We start from the raw sequence: 16,975 nt of genomic DNA, 5'->3' as shown, positions 1-16,975 counted from the left end.
CCATGAAGACCAAGTTGATCACCCGTGAAGGCTACAACAAGCTCAAGCAGGAGCTCGATTTCCTCTGGCGCGAGGAGCGCCCCGAGACCACCCGCAAAGTGGCCTGGGCGGCCAGCCTCGGCGATCGCAGCGAGAATGCGGATTACCAGTACAACAAGAAGCGGCTGCGGGAGATCGATCGGCGGGTCCGTTACCTGCGCAAGTGCCTCGAGGAGCTGGGGATCGTCGACTACTCCCCCGCCCAGGAGGGCAAGGTCTTCTTCGGCGCCTGGGTCGAGGTGGAAAACGAGGAGGGAGAGACCAAGCGTTTTCGCATCGTCGGCTATGACGAAATCTTCGAGCGCAAGGATTACATCTCCATCGACTCCCCCATGGCCCGCGCCCTGCTCAAGAAAGAGGTGGGTGACGAGGCCATAGTGCGTACGCCAGTCGGTGACGCCTGCTGGTACATCAATGAGATCAGCTATCCCAAATAAGCCGCTGTCACGCCACAGCCACCTGCCCTGCCAACCGGCTACCACAGCCAGCATGGGTTTGTTCCGCCTCTCATCCAGGGAGGACACCGCCCTCTCTACCAGGGCTGGCATCCCGCTGTCCTACCCCATATAGTGCTCACACCCGGCGCCTTGCGGCGCCAACCGGCCCGCGCGGCAGTGGCCTGGCTGATACCTTGAGTACCGCCCTGACAGCCTCTTGCCCGGCGACATCGCCCTCGCGCCAGCCCGTTGTTCTGGACCCGACCACAGAGACCCTCGATGCAAAGCCACGTAATAGAACATCAGATTGCCGGTGAGCTGAATGCCCGCCCGGAACAGGTGCAGGCCGCCGTTCGCCTGCTGGACGAAGGCGCCACCGTCCCCTTCATCGCCCGTTACCGCAAAGAGGTGACTGGCGGTCTGGACGACAGCCAGCTGCGCACCCTGGAGAGCCGGCTCGGTTACCTGCGCGAACTGGCGGATCGCCGCCAGGTGATCCTGCGCTCCATCGAAGAGCAGGGCAAGCTGACCCCCGAGCTGGCCCGCGAGCTGAACGAGGCCGACAGCAAGACCAGGCTGGAAGATCTCTACCTCCCCTACAAACCCAAGCGCCGCACCAAGGGGCAGATGGCCATCGAGGCGGGGCTGGAACCATTGGCAGACCTGCTGCTGAGCGACCCGATGAAAGATCCCGAACAGGAGGCGGCCCGTTTCCTCAACGCCGAGCAGGGGATCAGCGACAACAAGGCCGCCCTCGACGGTGCCCGCTACATCCTGATGGAGCGCTTCGCCGAGCAGGCGGATCTCCTTGAGAAGCTGCGGGACTATGTGTGGCAAAACGCCACCCTGCGCGCCCGCGTGGTGGCAGGCAAGGAGCAGGAAGGGGCCAAATTCAAGGACTACTTCGAGCACGACGAGCCGCTGCACAAGGCCCCCTCCCACCGGGTGCTGGCCATGCTGCGCGGCCGCAACGAGGGGATCCTCAACCTGGCGCTGGTCACCGGTGACGACGAGAGCGCCAGCCCCTGCGAGGGGATCATCGCCCATCACCTCAGACTGAACCTGCAGAGTCGCCCGGCCGACAAGTGGCTGCAGGGGGTGGTGAGCTGGACCTGGAAGATCAAGCTCTCCCTGCAGATGGAGACCGAGCTCATTGGCCGCATCCGCGAGTCGGCGGAAGAGGAGGCGATCAAGGTGTTCGCCATGAACCTCAAGGATCTGTTGATGGCGGCACCGGCGGGAATGCGATGCACTATGGGGCTGGATCCCGGCATCCGTACCGGGGTCAAGGTGGCCGTGGTGGATGCCACAGGCAAGCTGGTCGATACCGCGACCATCTATCCGTTCGAACCCAAGCGCCAGGTTGACCAGAGCCTCAAGACCCTGAGCGAGCTGTGCCAGAAGCACAAGGTCGAACTCATCAGCATCGGCAACGGCACCGCCTCGCGGGAAACCGACCGCCTGGTGAGCGATCTGTTCGAGCGCTACCCGGCCACCAAGGCCCAGAAGATCGTGGTGAGTGAAGCGGGGGCATCGGTCTACTCCGCTTCCGAGCTTGCCTCCCAGGAATTCCCGGATCTCGACGTCTCCCTGCGCGGCGCCGTCTCCATCGCCCGCCGCCTGCAGGATCCGCTGGCCGAGCTGGTCAAGATCGATCCCAAGAGCATCGGCGTCGGTCAGTATCAGCACGATGTCGGCCAGAGCCAGCTGGCCCGCCGGCTCGATGCGGTGGTCGAGGATTGCGTGAACGCGGTGGGGGTGGATGTGAATACCGCCTCGGTCGCCCTGCTCAACCGGGTCTCCGGCCTCTCCCAGACTCTGGCCCAGAACATCGTCGCCTACCGGGACGAACACGGCGCCTTCCAGCACCGCCAGCAACTGCTGAAAGTGAGCCGGCTCGGCCCCAAGGCATTCGAGCAGTGTGCCGGCTTCCTGCGCATTCGTGGCGGCAGCAACCCGCTGGACGGCTCGGCGGTACACCCGGAATCCTACCCTGTGGTGGAGCGGATCCTCGCCAAACTGGAGCAGACCGTGGACGGCCTGCTCGGCAACAGCAGCCTGCTGCGCACCCTCAAACCCGCCGACTACACCGATGAGCAGTTTGGCGTGCCCACCGTCACCGACATCATCGGCGAGCTGGACAAGCCGGGCCGCGACCCGCGCCCCGAGTTCAAGACCGCCACCTTCAAAGAAGGGGTGGAGAAAATCAGCGATCTGGTGCCCGAGATGGTGCTGGAAGGGGTGGTCACCAACGTCACCAACTTCGGTGCCTTCGTCGACATCGGCGTCCATCAGGACGGCCTGGTGCACATCTCCTCCTTGACCGATCGCTTCGTCAAGGATCCTCGCGAGGTGGTCAAGGCCGGCGACATCGTCCGGGTCAAGGTGCTGGAGGTGGACGTACCGCGCAAGCGCATCAGCCTGACCATGCGTCTGGATGAGAAGGCCGGCCAGCCGGCGCGCAAACCGGCCGAGCCGCGCCACCACACCGGCAACGCCAAGCCGAAACAGGCCGCCCGTCAGAGCGCCCCGACCGACGGCGCCATGGGCAACGCCTTTGCCGCCGCTCTCTCCAAACTGAAGAAATAAGCCCCCAGAATGCAAAAAGCCCCGCGAGGGGCTTTTTTGTGCCGGTGGTGCAGCCGCTTCACTCGGCCAGTGCGCTCAGAATGGCGTCGGCCTCCTGATGGGCCGCCAGCACCTCCCGCAGCCGGTTGAATGCCTTGCAGGCCTCTTGCGGATATTTGCCATAAGAGACGACGCCGGTATGACTCCACCCTGCCGCCAGCATCACCTTCTTCTTGAAATGGGTGCCTTCGGTACCGCCCCCACCGAGCTGCATCAAAAACTGCTCCATCTGGAGGTGCGGCGGAGGGACACGGGAGAAGTTGGCAAAATCTTCCGGTTTGACTTCATCAAAGTGCATGACGACTCCTGTGAGTGTGGATGGGATTACCCCTCAGAGTAGTTGCAAATAGTCGCTTGCGGGGGAAAAACAGGGGGAATTGCCAGGCTCAGACGCTCAGGTTGAAGCTCTGCGGAGTCGCTGGCTTGACCGCCTGCTGATAGCGCTGGGCGATGACCTGGTTGCGCTGCTCCATGTAGCCATTCAACACCCCGGTCTTGGCACTGCCATCGGCCTTCAAGGTGGAGTCCGGATCGGCAGAGATCAGCGCCTTGCGGGCCTGTGCCTCCTTGGCCGCGGCACTCCTTGCCACACTCAGGTCCTGGGAGGAGGGTTGTGCCGGCGCCAGTGCGGCGGCACGTACCTGCTGCATCTTGGCGACGGTGGCCCTGGGGTCGCCGGGAATGACGCTGATGTCGATGGAAACGCCGCCACCGGTGGCATAGCGTTTGCCATCCGGCCCCATGGCAAACTGATAGGTCGGGCTGCCGGCATACTGACCGCCGGTGCTCTGATGCGCCTGCTCGTGGGTTCGCACCTCCTGATCCCTGTCTGCCAGCTCCTTGACCTGCAGCTCCTGTTTCTGCTGCTGTTCTTGTTGTTTGGGATCCTGCTGCTTGTTGCGTTGGCCGTCTTCACCGGTGGCCTCGACGAAACGGTTGTCGACGGCAGCCTGCGGGTTGCCGGTCTGGGAGCCCTCCCGTGCCTGCTGGGAGGTCTGATTGGCGTTGGCCTGAGTGGATCTGGATTTGTCTTTCTGGGAGCCGACCTCGGGCTCGGCATTGAAGGCCTCGGTCTGGCGGCTCTGGGGGATGAGGGCTGCGCGGCGATTGTCAGTACGTGCCGATTCCGTCTGCGGTTGCAGCTGGTTGGGAATGATGGTTGGCAGACTGACATTGATGTTCATGTCACACCCGGATGTCGATCAGGGTTCCCATCATGTCGCTGGCGGTCTGGATCACCTTGGCGGAGGCACCGGCCTGCACCTCGGCACTCTTGAGGTTCACCAGTTCCTCGGGCAACTGCACCTTGTCACCGCTCGGGGTGTTGAGCCTGGCGATCTGATTGGATGCCTTGTCGGCGATCTGCTCCGCACGCTGGAACCCCTGTACACCGCTGTTCAATGCAGAATCTATACGCATGACAATTCTCCTCTGACACTGGATTAATTATCCGTCACCCCAGAGGATTAATGAAGCAAATTGGCTATTTTTCAACCTACAAAATGTTCAATGATTTCAATGAACTGCTGTGGATGAGAAATAAAGGGCGCGTGTGAGGCCTTTTCCAGCACCACACTGCGGCTGGCCGGGTAGCGCTCGTCCAGCAGAGGAATGGAGGCTTTGGGCACCAGCGAATCCAGCCGGCCGTAGACCCGCAGCCAGGGCAGGTTCAACTGCACCAGCTCATCGCGCAGATCGACATCGGCCAGCAAACCGAGCCCCGCCTCCAGCGCGGCCAGCTGTGGAGCAGGACGCTCCGCCAGCCAGTGGCGCAGCTGACGGATGTCGTCTCTGGCGTGTTCGCTGCCCATGGCCTGGATCGCCAGGAAGCGTTCAATGGTCTGCTTGAAGTCCCCCGCCAACATCTGGTTGAACCCGGTCAGCACCTTGGGGGCGATCCCCGGCCACTCGTCGCGGGCCATGAAACAGGGGGAACTGGCCACCGTGATCAAGGAGTGCAGTCGCTCGGGATGGTTCAAGGCCAATTGGCTGGCCACCAGACCACCGAGGGACCAACCCAACAAATGGCACTGCTCCGGCAGGATGGCAGCAACTTGTTCCGCCAGCCAGGGCAGACTGTACTCGGCCTCACCCGCCAGCGGGCTGTTGCCAAAGCCGGGCAGATCCACCAGATGGACGCGATAGCGAGCCGCCAGGGCCGGGACAATACCGTGCCAGACCGCGCCATTCATTCCCCATCCGTGCAACAGCACCAGATCGGGCCCCTGACCAAACCGCTCTACCGATACGCTCATCTAGACTCAAGATCCTGTTCACTCTGTTGGGGTCAGCATGTTAAAGCGGCTGCTCGCCAAAGCAAGTCCGATCCTCGGCAGTCATGCCGACTGGCAGGGCAGCTGCCTGCTCTGCCAGCAACCTTGCGATGCTGACCCCTTGCTGTGCAGCTGGTGCCGACAGGCCCTGCAGCAGGTTGACCACAGCTGCCGGTTGTGTGCTGCCCCCTTGCCGGCACGGGATGAAGCGCGCGAGCCGATCTGCGGTCGCTGCCAGCGCAGGCCGCCGCCCTGGGAGCGACTGCAGGTCATCGGTGACTACCGGCCACCCTACCCCATGCTGATCCCACGGCTGAAGTATTCCGGCCAGATCCTGCTGGCCCCGCTGCTCGCCAGGGTGCTGGCGGATCATCTGGATTGCCGCGAGCCGCCAGAGGCCATCATTCCGGTCCCCCTGCACTGGTGGCGCCAGTGGTGGCGTGGCTTCAACCAGGCGGAAGAGATAGCCCGCGCCCTCGGCGAGCTGACCGGCATCCCCTGCGATAATCGGCTGCTGCGCCGGGTCAGGGCAACGCCGCAGCAGACCAAGCTCAGTGCCGGCCAGCGGCGGCGCAATCTGCGCGGCGCCTTCCAGATCCGCCCCCACGCCTACCAGCACGTGGCGCTGCTCGACGATGTGGTCACCACGGGTGCGACCGCCGGCCATCTCACCCGTCTGCTGCATGAGAGCGGAGTCACAAAGGTGGAAGTGTGGGCCATCTGTCGCACCCTCAAGCACCTCAAGTAACCAACGGCACGCTACCCAAGCCTTGCCAACAGAGTTATCATGAATACCCTAGTCGTACACTCAGGTTTATGAGGATAGTGATGATCAGCATTTCCGACACCGCCCAGGCCCATTTCCGTAAATTGCTGGAAAAGCAGCCTGACGGCACCAATATCCGGGTGTTTGTGGTCAATCCGGGAACCCAGAATGCCGAGTGCGGCGTATCATATTGCCCACCCGACGCGGTCGATCCGGAAGATCAACACCTGCCCTTCAGCGGCTTCGACTGCCTGGTCGACCCCCTGAGCGCCCCCTTCCTGGTGGATGCCACCATCGACTTCGTCACCGATCAGATGGGCTCCCAGCTCACCCTGAAAGCTCCGAACGCCAAGATGCGCAAAGTGGCCGACGACGCTCCCCTGATCGACCGTATAGAGTACGTGTTGATGTCCGAGGTGAACCCCATGCTGGCCGGTCACGGTGGCAAGGTCACCCTGGTCGAGCTGACCGAGGACAAGCTGGCCATCCTGCAGTTCGGCGGTGGTTGCAACGGTTGCTCCATGGTCGATTACACCCTGAAAGAGGGGATCGAGAAGCAGCTGCTGGAGAAGTTCCCGGGCGAGCTCAACGGCGTCAAGGATGCCACCGAACACCAGCGCGGCGATCACTCCTACTACTGATTTGCTGCCCTTGTGGTAAAGACATGCTGCAAAGAAAAGGCCCCGCCAGCTGGCGAGGCCTTTTGCATTCTGCGGCAGGCAGATTATTCGTCCTTCTTGTCTCGCGACAGTAGGGCGATGGCCGCCTCTTTCGGATTCTTGCCTTCGTACAGCACCTTGAAGATCTGTTCGCAGATGGGCATCTCGACGCCACAGCGGGCCGCCAGCAGATGCACCTCCTTGGTGTTGCGATAGCCTTCCACCACCTGACCGATCTCGGCCATGGCGGTATCGACATCCTTGCCAGCCCCGAGGGCCAGTCCGAAGCGACGGTTGCGCGACTGGTTGTCGGTACAGGTCAGCACCAGGTCCCCGAGCCCCGCCATCCCCATGAAGGTCTTGGCATCGGCCCCGAGCGCGGCACCGAGGCGCTGCATCTCTACCAGACCGCGGGTGATGAGCGCGGTCCTGGCGTTGGCGCCAAAGCCCAGCCCGTCGGAGAGACCGGCGCCGATGGCGATGACGTTCTTGACCGCCCCGCCCAGCTGCAAACCGATGAAGTCCGGATTGGTATAGACCCGGAACGAACGGCCACAGTGCAGCAGCAGGGAGAGATCGTCGGCGAAATCGTCGTGGGTCGAGGCCACCGAGATGGCGGTCGGCAAACCGGCGGCCAGCTCCTTGGCGAAGGTAGGGCCGGAGATGACCGCCAGCGGCATCTCGTCACCCAGCACCTCGCGCGCCACGTCCTGCAACAGGCGGCCGCTGTCCGGCTCCAGCCCCTTGGTGGCCCAGGCGATACGGGTATCGGGGCGCAGGAAGGGCTTGACCCTGGCCAGCACCTGACCGAACACATGGCTCGGCACCACCAGCAGCAGTACGGGGGCAGCTTGCACAGCCTGTTGCAGATCCGCGGTCAGCTGCAGATCGGCGGGAAAGGGGACATCCGGCAAGAATGCCTTGTTGCAGCGGTCCTGTTCCAGCTCGGCGACATGGGCGGGATCGTGACCCCACAGCAGGGTCGGATGACCGTTGCGCGCCAGAGAAATGGCAAGGGCGGAGCCGTAAGACCCCGCCCCCAAGACCGAGATAGCGATCTGGTCGGCCATTATCAGGCTTCCGCAGTCGCCTGCTGGGCCTGAGCCTGTGCCATGTGCTGGGCAAACAGGGCATCGAAGTTGACCGGTGCCAGGTTCAACTGCGGGAAGGAACCCTTGCTCACCAGGTTGGCCACCGCTTCACGGGCGTACGGGAACAGGATGTTCGGGCAGAAGGCAGCCAGGCAGTGGGCCAGTTGCGGCTCCGGCAGGTTGCCGATGGTGAAGATACCGGCCTGCTGTACTTCGCACAGGAAGGCAGTTTCGGTTTCCAGCTTGCAGGTCACGGTCAGGGTCAGTACCACTTCATAGACGCTGTCGGCCAGGATGTTGGTCTTGGTGTCCATGTCCAGCTTGACGTCCGGCTGCCACTCTTTCTGGAAGATGTGCGGAGTGTTCGGCGCTTCGAAGGAGACGTCCTTGGTGTAGACGCGCTGGATGTGGAATTCCGGTTGTACTTCCTGGTTGTTGATCTCTTCAGCCATTTTGTTTGATTCCTTTTTATGAAAATAGGTGGGCGCAGGCCCTTAAATCAGCGTTTTTTGGTCACCGGCAGATTTTCTGCACGCCACTGGGCCATGCCACCGCTGAGCACATACACCTGCTTGAAGCCGGCTTTGCTCAGTTGGCGACCCGCGCCACCAGCGGTCATCCCCGACTCGCACACCACTATGATGGGGGCATCTTTATGCTTTTCAACCGGGCCCAGGTTATTGCTCTGGATCTGGCTGAGCGGCAGGTGCTGGGCCCCGGCCAGATGGCCCTTGGCAAACTCTTCCTGACTGCGAATGTCCACCACGGTGGCGTTTTCACGGTTGATCAGCAGGGTGGCGGTGTGGTTGTTCACCGACTTGACCGGAGAAAAACGGGCACGCACCGTGGTGTAAACCAGAGTGCCCGCCAGGCCGAACCAGGCTGCGGTCAGCAGCGGGTTGCGGGCCGCAAAATCCAAATACTCTTGCATCTTCTACTATCCAGGGACCAAGACAAGTGCCCGAGTATACATGGGGACCCAGCCAAGATCAGCCATCTTGGCGGCAAAGCGGGAGCCGGCTCCCATCGGCTGGAAACGGGATGCGACAGCAACATAAAAAGCGGTATCGGGCAGGCCTGACCGAGGATTCGTCGTGCAATGCGACAAGCCGGCGACAAAGGAGAAACAGCTCGGCAACAGGGTGCGGGCCCCGCCGGACGGGCTTGGCTATCAGGTGACTATTTCGGCAGATGTAGTAATATTACGCTAGTTTCACTTCCCGCAATTCATTCCTATCCGAGAGGACATAGCCTTATGTCAACAGCTAAGAAACCTTTGGTTCTGGTCATCATGGACGGTTGGGGCTACAGCACCAAGCAAGAGCACAACGCCGTCGCTGCCGCCAAGACCCCGAACCTCGACCGTCTCGCCCGTGACTACACCAGCACCCTGATCTCCGGCTCCGGCCTGGACGTGGGTCTGCCGGACGGTCAGATGGGGAACTCCGAAGTGGGCCACGTCAACATTGGCGCCGGTCGCATCGTCTATCAGGAACTGACCCGCATCTCCAAAGACATCCAGGACGGCCCCTTCTTCGAGAACGTTGAGCTGGCCAAGGCTGTTGACGCAGCAGTAAGCAAGGGCAAAGCCGTTCACATCATGGGCCTGATGTCCCCGGGTGGCGTACACAGCCACGAAGAGCACATCATGGGCATGATCGAGATGGCCGCCAAGCGTGGCGCCGAGCAGATCTACTTCCACGCCTTCCTGGATGGCCGCGACGTACCGCCGCGTTCCGCCCAGTCCTCCATCGAGCTGTTCGATGCCCTGTTCGCCCGCCTGGGCAAGGGTCGCTTCGCCTCCATGATCGGCCGTTACTACGCCATGGACCGTGACAACCGTTGGGATCGCGTACAGCAAGCCTATGACCTGATGACTCAGGGCAAGGGCGAGTTCACCGCCGACAGCGCCACCGAAGCCCTGGCCGCCGCCTATGCTCGCGACGAGAACGACGAGTTCGTCAAGGCGACCCGCATCGGTGCCGCCGCCCCCATGCAGGATGGCGATGCGCTGATCTTCATGAACTTCCGTGCCGACCGCGCCCGTGAAATCACCCGCGCCTTCGTCGACAGCGACTTCACCGGCTTCGCCCGCACCGCCACCCCGGCGCTGAACTTCGTGATGCTGACCGAGTACGCGGCCGACATCAAGACCGCCTGCGCCTACCCGCCGACCGCCCTGGTGAACACCCTGGGTGAGTGGCTGGCCAAGCAGGGCAAGACCCAGCTGCGCATCTCCGAAACCGAGAAGTACGCCCACGTCACCTTCTTCTTCAACGGCGGCGAAGAGGCCTGCTTCACTGGCGAGGATCGCGAGATCGTTGCCAGCCCGAAAGTGGCCACCTACGACCTGCAGCCGGAAATGAGCTCCGAAGAGCTGACCGACAAGCTGGTCGGCGCCATCAAGAGCGGCAAGTACGACGTCATCATCTGCAACTACCCGAACGGTGACATGGTCGGCCACACCGGCGTGTTCGATGCGGCCGTCAAAGCCTGTGAAGCGGTCGACCACTGCATCGGTCGCGTCACCGAGGCCCTGGCTGAAGTGGGTGGCGAGTGCCTGATCACCGCCGACCACGGCAACGCCGAGAAGATGATGGACGAAGAGACTGGTCAGGCCCACACCGCCCACACCAATCTGCCGGTTCCGCTCATCTACTTCGGTCGCAAGGCCGAGGTGCTGGAAGGCGGCAAACTGTCCGATCTGGCCCCCACCATGCTGACTCTGATGGGTCTGCCGGTACCGCCGGAAATGACTGGCAAGCCCCTGATGATTCTGAAATAATCCTTCCCCATGCGGGGATGCGAAGTGATTTCAACCAAAACCAGTCGCGTCGGCCTGTTGGCCGGCGCGCTGTTTTTTTGTCTGTCGTTCGGGCCGGGCAAGGCCTGGGCTGCCAACCAGCAGCTGGGCGCCATGCAGTCCCAGATCAAGGAACAGCAGCAGACCATCAAGCTCAGCAAGCAGGAGCTGGCCAAGCTCAACACCCAGCTCAAGGCCGATGAGCAGGCCATCTCGGCCGCCGCCGCCAAGCTCGACCAGACCAGACAGCAGCTCAGAGAGAACCAGCAGAAGCTGGTGGGGCTGCAACAGGACAAGCTGGACCTGGAACAGCAGGCCAGCCGCCAGAAGCAGTTGCTGGCCAAACAGGCGGAGAGCGCCTTTACCGCCGGCAACCACGATTACCTCAAACTGCTGCTCAACCAGCAGGATCCGGCCAAACTGAGCCGTTCCCTCGACTACTACGACTACCTCAACAAGGCCCGCATCGAGGCCATCGAAGCCCTGCGGGCCACCCGCACCAAGCTGGCCAAAAACCAGCAGGCCACCAAAGAGACCGAAAGCCGGCTGCAATCCCTGCTCACCGAACAGCAGCAACACCATCAAAGTCTGCTGGCCAGCCAGCAGAGCCGTGCCAAGGTGCGCAACCAGCTGCAGCAGTCGGTACAGGATGACGAACAGAAGCTGACCAAGCTGGTCAAGGCGGAGAAAGCGCTGAAGGCCCGGCTGGAAGAGTTGCGCCGCCAGCGGGAAGAGCAGGAGCGCCGCGAGCGGGAGCGCCTTGCCAAGCTGAAGGCGGAACAGGAGCGGCAACGCAAGCTGGCCGAACAGCGCCGCGCCGAACAGGAGCGGCTCGCCGCCCAGCAGAGCAAGGCGGCCCAGCAGCAGACCGCCAGCCGGGAGAGCACCACCAGCAAGCCTGAGCGGGGCTCCGGCATCAGCAGCGCCGGTTACTACAGCGGCCTCAAGACCAATGGCAGCCTGCGCTGGCCGGTGCAGGGGCCGATCCTCATCGCCTACGGCTCGCCGCGCACCGCCGAGCTGAAGTGGAAGGGCACCCTGATCGGCGCCAGCGAAGGGACCCAGGTCAAGGCGGTGGCGCCGGGCCAGGTGGTCTATGCCGACTGGCTGGACGGCTTCGGTATGCTGCTGGTGATCGATCACGGCCGCGGCTACATGAGCCTCTACGGTCACAACCAGTCGCTGCTGCGCCAGGTGGGCCAGAACGTGGAACAGGGTGAACCGGTGGCGCTGGTCGGTGACAGTGGCGGCCAGGACAGACCCGGCCTCTACTTCGAAATTCGCTACCAGGGCGAGGCGATCAACCCCACCAAGTGGCTGGCCAAGCGCTGACGCCGACTTGCCTCCTCCCCCGACAGCCTGCCTTGCGCAGGCTGTCGTTCCTCCGGCAGCGCGGCGACGCGCTACCTTTGGTGAAAAATTACCTCTTTTTCAGGCTGTTCAAGGGAAGACGACCAGCCCTATCTGCTCCAGCAAGGCCTGCTGCTGATCTTCGTTAATCTGCACCCCGTGCAGATTGACCCGCCGCAGATCCAGCCCGGGCAGATCGCACTGACGCAGATCGCAGCCCTGCAGGTTGATGCGGCTCCAGTCCAGTTGGCCAAACTCGGAACCGCTGAGATCCGAGCCCGCCAGCGAGGTGCCGAATAGGTTGGCCCCCTGCCAGCGATTGCCGCTCAATTCGCATTTTTCCAGCAGACAACCCTCAAAGTTGGCGTAGCTGAAGTTGTTGCCGGTGAGATGGGCTTCGCAGAAGTAGCTCTTGACGGTGATCTGGTTGGCAAAGCTGGCGCGGGAGAAGTTGATCCCCATCGCCTGGCAGTCGCGCAGCTCGAGCCCGAGGCACTGGCTGTGACTGAAGTCGGCCATGGTGAGATCGCAGCGCAGAAAACTCGCCTCACGCAGATTGCAGCCCTGCAGCAAACAGTTCTGTTCGCTCTCCCGATCGTAGAAGCTGCAGTCAACGAAACGGCTCTCGCCGAGATCTAGCCTGGAGAAGTTGCAGCCGATGAAACGGCATCCCTGAAACTGCTCCCCGGCCAGGTCCTGCTGCTCGAAGCGCACACCCTCAAAGCACTTGGCCTTGATCATCCTGAGATTCCCCTTGTTGACGGCGTCATATGCTGACTTTGTTACAAAAAAACGGTAATGTTACACGTAACATTTGTCCCGGATCCAGAGATGAACGATACCCGCAAGCGCCGCCCCACCCTGCAGGACATAGCCGACCTGACCGGGGTCACCAAGATGACCGTCAGCCGTTATCTGCGCGACCCGCAAGCCGTGGCCGAGGGCACCCGCGAGCGGATCGCCGCCGCGGTGGAAGAGCTCGGCTACATCCCCAACCGGGCGCCGGACATTCTCTCCAACGCCACCAGCAAGGCGATCGGCATCCTGATCCCCTCCCTCTCCAACCAGGTCTTCTCCGCCGTGGTGCACGGCATCGAGTCGGTGACCCGCCCCGCCGGTTACCAGACCCTGCTGGCCCACTACGGCTACAGCCCGGAGCGGGAAGAGGAGCAGGTCGCCTCCCTGCTCTCCTATCACGTGGATGGGTTGATCCTCTCCGACAGCCAGCACACCGAGCGCACCCGCAAGATGATCGCCACCGCCGGCATCCCGGTGGTGGAGACCATGGATCTGCCGCAGAGCCCCATCGACATGGTGGTCGGCATGGATCACCGGGCAGCCGCCCGGGCCATGGTAACAGAGATGCTGCGCCGGGGCCGACGCAAGCTGGTCTACCTCGGCGCACGGCTCGACGTGCGCACCCAGTTGCGGATGGAGGGCTACTACCAGGCAATGCAGGATTTCGGCCTGAGCGGCCAGCACCTGCTGACCGAGCAATCCTCCAGCTTCACCCTTGGCGGCCAGCTGCTGGAACAGGCGCTGGTACGCTATCCCGATCTGGACGGCCTGTTCTGCACCAACGATGACCTGGCGGTGGGTGCCCTGCTGCAGTGTCAGGCCAAGTGGATACCCGTCCCCCAGCAGATCGCCATCGCCGGCAGCAACGCCCTCGACATCGGCCACGCCATGACCCCCAAGCTGGCCAGTATCGTCACGCCGCGCAAGGAGATCGGCCGGGCGGCCGCCACCATGCTGCTGGCCCGCCTCAACGGCCAGCCGCTGGCCGACACCCGGCTCGACATGGGCTTCTCCCTCTACGAAGGTGACAGCCTGGGCTGACGACGCACATCCCCGCCATTCAGCCATAACGAGCAGGCCACCCGAGGGTGGCCTGCTTGCCTGGCAAACGGAAGGTCCGGCTCACGCCGGCGTCAAATCAGGATGCGACCAGGGCGACGGCTTCGCAGGAGAGGCGGGTCACCTCTTCCCAATTACCGTTCTTGACGGCCTCTGCGGGCAGCATCCAGGAGCCGCCGACGGTGGCGACGCACTTGAGCGCCAGGTAATCGGCCACGTTTTTCGGGCCGATACCGCCGGTGGGGCAGAACTTCACCTGGGGCAGCGGCGCGGCGATGGCGGCCAGCGCCTTGGTGCCGCCATTCGCCTCGGCCGGGAAGAATTTGAGGTGGTCGTAGCCCGCTTCCAGCGCCTGCATCACTTCGGACGGGGTGGCCACGCCCGGGATCAGCGGCGCCGTGCTCTTGGCCGCGTGGGCCAGCAGGGCCGGGGTCATCCCCGGGGAGATGACGAAGCGGGCACCGGCGGCCACGGCGGCGTCAAACTGCGCGCAGTTGAGCACGGTACCGGCACCGACCATGGCCTCCGGCATCGCCTTGGCGATGAGGGCGATCGCATCGAGTGCCACCGGGGTGCGCAGGGTGATTTCGAACACCGAGATGCCGCCGGCCAGCAGCGCCTTGGCCATCGGCAGGGCCTGATCCAGCTCATTGATGACCATCACGGGTACCAGCGGGGAGGCGGCAAACACCTCGGCCGGGGTCACTTTCCAGTTCTGCATAGCTCTTCCTTAGTCAAAGATGGTGGCGCCACACTCGGCGCTCGATACCGCGCGACGCATCACGCTGAACAGTTCACGGCCCCACCCCTCTTGTTCCAGGGTGAGGTCGATCTCGGCCTGGGTACGGCCGCTCAAATCGGTCAGGCAGTCGAGGCTGCCGGTTACCGCGTCCACCCGCAGCAGGTCGCCATCGGCAAGCAGGCCGATGGCCCCGCCGTGCAGCGCTTCCGGGGTGACGTGGATGGCGGCCGGGATCTTGCCGGAGGCACCGGAGAGGCGACCATCGGTGACCAGTGCCACCTTGTGACCCGCCTTCTGCAGGTTGCCGAGCACCGGCATCAGCTTGTGCAGCTCCGGCATGCCGTTGGCGGCCGGGCCATTGTGACGCACCACGATGACGGCATCCTGATTGAGATCCCCCGCCTTGTAGGCCGCTTCCACCGCATGCTGGGAGGAGAAGACCCGGGCCGGGGCTTCAATCACCCGATACTCGGGGGCCACGGCGGAGACCTTGACCACGGCGCGGCCCAGATTGCCGGAGAGCAGCTTGGTGCCGCCGGTGGCCTGGAACCGGCTACCGGAAGGCGACAATACACTCGCATCGCCGCTCTCGCCCACCGGCTGCCATACCAGCTTGCCATCCACCAGTGCCGGACGGCTGAGGTAATCCTGCATCTCGCCGAAGACCGGGGTGGCATCCAGGTGGATCAGCCCCTCTTGCGCCAGCCGGCGCATCAGGCCGGGCACGCCACCCGCCTGCTCGAAGGCGTTCACGTCGGCCGGGCCGTTCGGGTACATGCGTACCAACAGCGGCACCACGTCGGAGAGATCGCTGATGTCATCCCAGGTCAGCACCAGACCGGCGGCGCGGGCCAGCGCCACCATATGGATGCTGTGGTTGGTGCTGCCGCCGGAGGCAAGCAGAGCCACCAGCCCGTTGACCAGGGAGCGCTCGTCGATCACCGCACTCAGGGGGCGATAGGCTGGGGAACCCGGGATCATGGCGCTGATGCGGCGGGCCGCCTCCTCGGTGAGGGCGTGGCGCAGCTCGCTGTGCGGGTGCACGAAGGCGGAGCCCGGCAGCATCAGGCCCATGGCCTCGAACACCAGCTGGTTGGTGTTGGCGGTGCCGTAGAAGGTGCAGGTGCCCGCCGCATGGTAGGCGCCGCACTCCATCTTGAGCAGGGCATCGCGACCCACTTCGCCGGCGGCATACTGCTGGCGCACCTTCACCTTCTCGTCGTTGCTGATGCCACTCGCCATCGGGCCGGCCGGCACGAAGGCGGTGGGCAGATGAGCGTGGGAGAGCGCTCCCATGATCTGGCCCGGCGCTATCTTGTCGCAGATGCCGAGCAGCAGGGTGGCATCGAAGGTGTTGTGGGAGAGCGACAGCGCGGTCGCCTGGGCGATGAGATCGCGCGAAAACAGGGACATGTCCATCCCCGGCTGGCCCTGGGTCACGCCGTCGCACATGGCGGGCACGCCGCCGGCCACCTGGGCGCTGTGGCCGAGCTCGGCCAGCGCAGCCTTGATGATGTCCGGGTAGCCCTGATAGGGCTGATGGGCGCTCAGCATGTCGTTGTAGGCGGTGACGATGCCGACGTTGGCGCGGGTCATGTCGAGGATGCGCCCCTTCTCGTCACAGCTGGAGGCGGCCACGGCGTGGGCCAGGTTGCCACAGGCCAGCGCGGCGCGGGTCTTGCCCTGATCGGCCTGGCGCTGGATGCGGGCCAGGAAGGCCTGGCGACGGGCGGCACTGCGCTCGCGAATGCGGGCGGTGACGCTGGAAATAACCTGATGGATCATTGGGCTTGCTCCAATGCGGTGACGGCGCGATCAACCACCTGTTCGAAGGTGCCGTCGATATCGATGTGGAATACACCGGCTTCGCCGTCCGGGCGCTCCAGGGTATCGAACTGACTTTGTACCATGCTTTCGCGCATGAAGTGGCCCTTGCGGGCCCGCATCCGCTCGAGGATCAGCGGCTGGCTGCCGTCGAGGAAGAGGAAGCTGACCGACTCGTTGCCCTCGCGGATCTGGTCGCGATACTGCTTCTTGAGGGCCGAGCAGACGATGACGCCCACCTCGTTCTTCTGCTCCAGGCTGTAGGCCGCGTCGCGGATCCGCTCCAGCCAGGGGGCGCGATCCTCGTCGTTGAGAGGGTTGCCACCGGCCATCTTCTGGATGTTGGCCCTGGGGTGCAGATCATCACCGTCGATGAACTTGGCGCCCAGCACGCTGGCCACCTTGAGGCCCACGCTGGACTTGCCGCTACCACACACACCCATCACGATAATGCTCTTACCCGCCATTGTTTGACCTCTATCTCATTTTTCAAAAAACGTGCTGCC

General features: G+C 63.5%; 18 protein-coding genes. 7 read left to right on the top strand and 11 right to left on the bottom strand.

Going from position 1 to position 16,975, the window contains the following annotated elements; all coding sequences use genetic code 11:
- The first annotated feature begins 2 nt into the window (after positions 1–2).
- Both greB and PG897_RS14365 read left to right on the top strand, forming a co-directional pair.
- Entirely contained in the window at positions 3–476 is a 474-nt protein-coding gene (greB, locus tag PG897_RS14370; protein WP_011704309.1) for a transcription elongation factor GreB, read from the top strand.
- Positions 477–755: 279 nt separating this feature from the next.
- Positions 756–3,065 carry a Tex family protein gene (locus tag PG897_RS14365; protein ID WP_201882176.1) on the top strand — a complete coding sequence of 770 codons (2,310 nt, stop codon included), beginning with the start codon at positions 756–758 and terminating at the stop codon, positions 3,063–3,065.
- Positions 3,066–3,123: 58 nt separating this feature from the next.
- On the opposite strand, the gene PG897_RS14360 is transcribed toward PG897_RS14365, so the two are convergent.
- The 4 genes from PG897_RS14360 to bioH all read right to left on the bottom strand — a co-directional run bounded on the left by PG897_RS14360 (position 3,124) and on the right by bioH (position 5,359).
- Entirely contained in the window at positions 3,124–3,402 is a 279-nt protein-coding gene (locus tag PG897_RS14360; protein WP_270829148.1) for a hypothetical protein, read from the bottom strand.
- Positions 3,403–3,490: 88 nt separating this feature from the next.
- A complete protein-coding gene (locus tag PG897_RS14355; RefSeq protein WP_270829147.1) occupies positions 3,491–4,288 on the bottom strand; it encodes a putative metalloprotease CJM1_0395 family protein in 798 nt (265 codons plus the stop codon).
- Position 4,289: 1 nt separating this feature from the next.
- On the bottom strand, positions 4,290–4,523 hold the full coding sequence (locus tag PG897_RS14350; protein ID WP_005307918.1) for a flagellar basal body rod C-terminal domain-containing protein: 234 nt from the start codon (positions 4,521–4,523) through the stop codon (positions 4,290–4,292).
- A 71-nt stretch (positions 4,524–4,594) separates the two neighbouring features.
- Positions 4,595–5,359 (bottom strand): pimeloyl-ACP methyl ester esterase BioH, encoded by a 765-nt coding sequence (gene bioH / locus PG897_RS14345; protein WP_043172000.1) that lies wholly within the window; start codon positions 5,357–5,359, stop codon positions 4,595–4,597.
- A gap of 37 nt (positions 5,360–5,396) precedes the next feature.
- Here bioH and PG897_RS14340 point away from each other — a divergent pair, with 37 nt between their 5' ends.
- Both PG897_RS14340 and nfuA read left to right on the top strand, forming a co-directional pair.
- Positions 5,397–6,125, top strand: coding sequence for a ComF family protein (locus PG897_RS14340; protein ID WP_201882178.1), 729 nt, complete (start codon positions 5,397–5,399; stop codon positions 6,123–6,125).
- An 80-nt stretch (positions 6,126–6,205) separates the two neighbouring features.
- Positions 6,206–6,784 (top strand): Fe-S biogenesis protein NfuA, encoded by a 579-nt coding sequence (gene nfuA, locus PG897_RS14335; RefSeq protein WP_011704302.1) that lies wholly within the window; start codon positions 6,206–6,208, stop codon positions 6,782–6,784.
- A gap of 83 nt (positions 6,785–6,867) precedes the next feature.
- Here nfuA and gpsA read toward each other — a convergent pair whose 3' ends face one another.
- From gpsA to PG897_RS14320, 3 genes are read right to left on the bottom strand one after another with little or no spacing between them, the layout of a single operon-like run.
- Positions 6,868–7,872 (bottom strand): NAD(P)H-dependent glycerol-3-phosphate dehydrogenase, encoded by a 1,005-nt coding sequence (gene gpsA, locus PG897_RS14330; RefSeq protein ID WP_201882179.1) that lies wholly within the window; start codon positions 7,870–7,872, stop codon positions 6,868–6,870.
- Positions 7,873–7,874: 2 nt separating this feature from the next.
- Positions 7,875–8,345 carry a protein-export chaperone SecB gene (gene secB / locus PG897_RS14325; RefSeq protein ID WP_005307878.1) on the bottom strand — a complete coding sequence of 157 codons (471 nt, stop codon included), beginning with the start codon at positions 8,343–8,345 and terminating at the stop codon, positions 7,875–7,877.
- A 47-nt stretch (positions 8,346–8,392) separates the two neighbouring features.
- Positions 8,393–8,824, bottom strand: a complete 432-nt coding sequence (locus PG897_RS14320; RefSeq protein ID WP_005307875.1) for a rhodanese-like domain-containing protein — start codon at positions 8,822–8,824, stop codon at positions 8,393–8,395.
- Between the two features lie 324 nt (positions 8,825–9,148).
- Between PG897_RS14320 and gpmM the strand changes: the two genes are divergently transcribed.
- Together gpmM and PG897_RS14310 are read left to right on the top strand one after the other, a co-directional pair.
- Entirely contained in the window at positions 9,149–10,678 is a 1,530-nt protein-coding gene (gene gpmM, locus PG897_RS14315; RefSeq protein WP_201882181.1) for a 2,3-bisphosphoglycerate-independent phosphoglycerate mutase, read from the top strand.
- Positions 10,679–10,687: 9 nt separating this feature from the next.
- The gene (locus PG897_RS14310; RefSeq protein ID WP_139430983.1) at positions 10,688–12,028 is read left to right on the top strand and encodes a peptidoglycan DD-metalloendopeptidase family protein; all 1,341 of its coding nucleotides are present in this window, start codon (positions 10,688–10,690) and stop codon (positions 12,026–12,028) included.
- Positions 12,029–12,136: 108 nt separating this feature from the next.
- Here PG897_RS14310 and PG897_RS14305 read toward each other — a convergent pair whose 3' ends face one another.
- Positions 12,137–12,787 (bottom strand): Qnr family pentapeptide repeat protein, encoded by a 651-nt coding sequence (locus PG897_RS14305; protein ID WP_201882183.1) that lies wholly within the window; start codon positions 12,785–12,787, stop codon positions 12,137–12,139.
- Positions 12,788–12,877: 90 nt separating this feature from the next.
- Here PG897_RS14305 and PG897_RS14300 point away from each other — a divergent pair, with 90 nt between their 5' ends.
- Entirely contained in the window at positions 12,878–13,885 is a 1,008-nt protein-coding gene (locus PG897_RS14300; RefSeq protein ID WP_005307868.1) for a substrate-binding domain-containing protein, read from the top strand.
- A gap of 97 nt (positions 13,886–13,982) precedes the next feature.
- Here PG897_RS14300 and PG897_RS14295 read toward each other — a convergent pair whose 3' ends face one another.
- Genes PG897_RS14295 through PG897_RS14285 form a run of 3 tightly spaced genes read right to left on the bottom strand, consistent with a single transcriptional unit; the run spans position 13,983 to position 16,936 of the window.
- A complete protein-coding gene (locus PG897_RS14295) occupies positions 13,983–14,624 on the bottom strand; it encodes a bifunctional 4-hydroxy-2-oxoglutarate aldolase/2-dehydro-3-deoxy-phosphogluconate aldolase (RefSeq protein ID WP_201882185.1) in 642 nt (213 codons plus the stop codon).
- A gap of 9 nt (positions 14,625–14,633) precedes the next feature.
- Positions 14,634–16,430: a phosphogluconate dehydratase gene (gene edd / locus PG897_RS14290; protein ID WP_201882187.1), complete on the bottom strand. Its 1,797-nt coding sequence runs from the start codon at positions 16,428–16,430 to the stop codon at positions 14,634–14,636.
- Positions 16,427–16,936 carry a gluconokinase gene (locus PG897_RS14285; RefSeq protein WP_005307862.1) on the bottom strand — a complete coding sequence of 170 codons (510 nt, stop codon included), beginning with the start codon at positions 16,934–16,936 and terminating at the stop codon, positions 16,427–16,429. Before PG897_RS14285 ends, edd begins: the two co-directional genes overlap by 4 nt.
- Positions 16,937–16,975: the final 39 nt, after the last annotated feature.

This window comes from Aeromonas sp. QDB20, assembly GCF_027707805.1.
Classification (GTDB): Bacteria; Pseudomonadota; Gammaproteobacteria; order Enterobacterales; family Aeromonadaceae; genus Aeromonas; species Aeromonas dhakensis.
Note: the sequence above shows the minus strand (reverse complement) of the source record. Positions and strands in the feature narration are given on the sequence as shown.

Bases quoted from the DNA above. Each gene is read 5' to 3' on its own strand.
- PG897_RS14355 (WP_270829147.1), bottom strand. From the start codon at position 4,288: ATGAACATCAATGTCAGTCTGCCAACCATCATTCCCAACCAGCTGCAA.
- PG897_RS14340 (WP_201882178.1), top strand. From the start codon at position 5,397: ATGTTAAAGCGGCTGCTCGCCAAAGCAAGTCCGATCCTCGGCAGTCAT.
- nfuA (WP_011704302.1), top strand. From the start codon at position 6,206: ATGATCAGCATTTCCGACACCGCCCAGGCCCATTTCCGTAAATTGCTG.
- PG897_RS14365 (WP_201882176.1), top strand. From the start codon at position 756: ATGCAAAGCCACGTAATAGAACATCAGATTGCCGGTGAGCTGAATGCC.
- PG897_RS14305 (WP_201882183.1), bottom strand. From the start codon at position 12,787: ATGATCAAGGCCAAGTGCTTTGAGGGTGTGCGCTTCGAGCAGCAGGAC.
- PG897_RS14310 (WP_139430983.1), top strand. From the start codon at position 10,688: ATGCGGGGATGCGAAGTGATTTCAACCAAAACCAGTCGCGTCGGCCTG.
- gpmM (WP_201882181.1), top strand. From the start codon at position 9,149: ATGTCAACAGCTAAGAAACCTTTGGTTCTGGTCATCATGGACGGTTGG.
- edd (WP_201882187.1), bottom strand. From the start codon at position 16,430: ATGATCCATCAGGTTATTTCCAGCGTCACCGCCCGCATTCGCGAGCGC.
- bioH (WP_043172000.1), bottom strand. From the start codon at position 5,359: ATGAGCGTATCGGTAGAGCGGTTTGGTCAGGGGCCCGATCTGGTGCTG.
- greB (WP_011704309.1), top strand. From the start codon at position 3: ATGAAGACCAAGTTGATCACCCGTGAAGGCTACAACAAGCTCAAGCAG.
- PG897_RS14350 (WP_005307918.1), bottom strand. From the start codon at position 4,523: ATGCGTATAGATTCTGCATTGAACAGCGGTGTACAGGGGTTCCAGCGT.
- gpsA (WP_201882179.1), bottom strand. From the start codon at position 7,872: ATGGCCGACCAGATCGCTATCTCGGTCTTGGGGGCGGGGTCTTACGGC.
- PG897_RS14320 (WP_005307875.1), bottom strand. From the start codon at position 8,824: ATGCAAGAGTATTTGGATTTTGCGGCCCGCAACCCGCTGCTGACCGCA.
- secB (WP_005307878.1), bottom strand. From the start codon at position 8,345: ATGGCTGAAGAGATCAACAACCAGGAAGTACAACCGGAATTCCACATC.
- PG897_RS14285 (WP_005307862.1), bottom strand. From the start codon at position 16,936: ATGGCGGGTAAGAGCATTATCGTGATGGGTGTGTGTGGTAGCGGCAAG.
- PG897_RS14300 (WP_005307868.1), top strand. From the start codon at position 12,878: ATGAACGATACCCGCAAGCGCCGCCCCACCCTGCAGGACATAGCCGAC.
- PG897_RS14295 (WP_201882185.1), bottom strand. From the start codon at position 14,624: ATGCAGAACTGGAAAGTGACCCCGGCCGAGGTGTTTGCCGCCTCCCCG.
- PG897_RS14360 (WP_270829148.1), bottom strand. From the start codon at position 3,402: ATGCACTTTGATGAAGTCAAACCGGAAGATTTTGCCAACTTCTCCCGT.